Raw genomic sequence first — 1,327 nt, forward strand, 5'->3', positions numbered from 1 at the left:
GACTCCGACCGCGTCCGCGGTCATGTCGGCGGACCGGTCCCCGGGCACGTGCAGATCGGTGACGACCGCCTCCACGGCCACCGGGCCGAGACCCGGGCGGGCGACACCCTCGACGCGGATCGACGCCGACGCCAGGGTCTCGGGCCCGGTCCATCGCGACGTCGGGCCGCCGCCGATCATCACCGACGGGGCCGCGACCCCCGGTGTGGCCGGGCGGATCCGGGTGGACACGTCCGCCTCCACCCTGGAGGCGTTGACGGAGTCCACGGTGACGGCGCCGGCCACCACGACGGCCAGGGCGGCGGTCGCCACCGTGACGCTGCGACGGGCTCTCATGGGGTTCAGGTCTACTCCGATCGCGGGAACTGGGGGACGGGTCGCTAGTATCGTCTGGGCGCCCGGACGAGGAGGAAGCGACACATGGACGTAGTGCTCCTCACGACTGAAGCCGACCCCGAGGCGGTGGTCCCCGCACTGTCGCTCCTGCCCCATTCCGTCAGATTGTTGCCGGCCCTCGCGTCCTCCGTGGCCGAGCTGTCCGGGGCCGCGCTGGCCGTGGTCGACGCGCGGAGCGATCTCGCGGCATCCCGTGCGCTCTGTCGCCTCCTCTCGGGGAGCGCGGACATCTCCGTCATCGCCGTGGTCTCGGAGGGCGGACTGATCGCTGTCAGCGGGGACTGGGGTCTCGACGACATCATCCTGCCGACCACGGGGCCCGCAGAGGTGGACGCCCGGTTCAGGCTCTCCGCCGCCCGTCACTCGGCGCAGGGGGAGTCCGACGGCGGGTTGCTCACGGTGGGTGAACTCGTGATCGACGAGGAGACCTACGTGGCCCGGGTCAAGGGGCGGCCCCTGGACCTGACCTACAAGGAGTTCGAGCTCCTCAAGCACCTGTGCCAACACCCCGGGCGGGTATTCTCGCGCGCCCAGCTCCTCCAGGAGGTCTGGGGTTACGACTTCTTCGGCGGTACCCGGACGGTCGACGTCCACGTCCGACGGTTGCGGGCCAAGCTGGGACCGGATCACGAGTCCCTCATCGGCACCGTGCGTAACGTCGGGTACAAAGCGGTCCGGCCGACCGACCGCAGGGAGGAAGGGGGAGACGCATGACCGCCATCGACCACGCGGTGGACGACGAGACGGCCGCCATGATCGAGGCGGTCGCCCGGGACGCCGGAGCCGAGGACGGGGTGGCCCCCCTGGGTGAGCAGCCGCTGCGGTCGCTCCGGGCGGGCGGCCACCAGGGCGTCCGTCATCTCCTGGTGCGCGGCGACGAGGGCGGGATCTCCGGCTACGCCCAGCTCGAGGGCAGTGGCCAGGAAGCGAC

At 71.8% G+C, this 1,327-nt stretch carries 1 protein-coding gene and 2 pseudogenes; 2 read left to right on the forward strand and 1 reads right to left on the reverse strand.

Going from position 1 to position 1,327, the window contains the following annotated elements:
- Window positions 1–336 (reverse strand): annotated as a pseudogene (locus G6027_RS16615) (DUF2993 domain-containing protein); the annotation flags it as partial.
- 84 nt (window positions 337–420) lie between these two features.
- Here G6027_RS16615 and G6027_RS16620 point away from each other — a divergent pair.
- Together G6027_RS16620 and G6027_RS16625 are read left to right on the forward strand one after the other, a co-directional pair.
- Window positions 421–1,110, forward strand: coding sequence for a response regulator transcription factor (locus G6027_RS16620; RefSeq protein ID WP_182638116.1), 690 nt, complete (start codon window positions 421–423; stop codon window positions 1,108–1,110).
- Window positions 1,107–1,327 (forward strand): annotated as a pseudogene (locus G6027_RS16625) (mycothiol synthase); the annotation flags it as partial. The gene G6027_RS16620 and the pseudogene G6027_RS16625, both read left to right, overlap by 4 nt.

This window comes from Dietzia sp. SLG310A2-38A2 (assembly GCF_014145095.1).
Classification (GTDB): Bacteria; Actinomycetota; Actinomycetes; order Mycobacteriales; family Mycobacteriaceae; genus Dietzia.

Bases quoted from the DNA above. Each gene is read 5' to 3' on its own strand.
- G6027_RS16620 (WP_182638116.1), top strand. From the start codon at position 421: ATGGACGTAGTGCTCCTCACGACTGAAGCCGACCCCGAGGCGGTGGTC.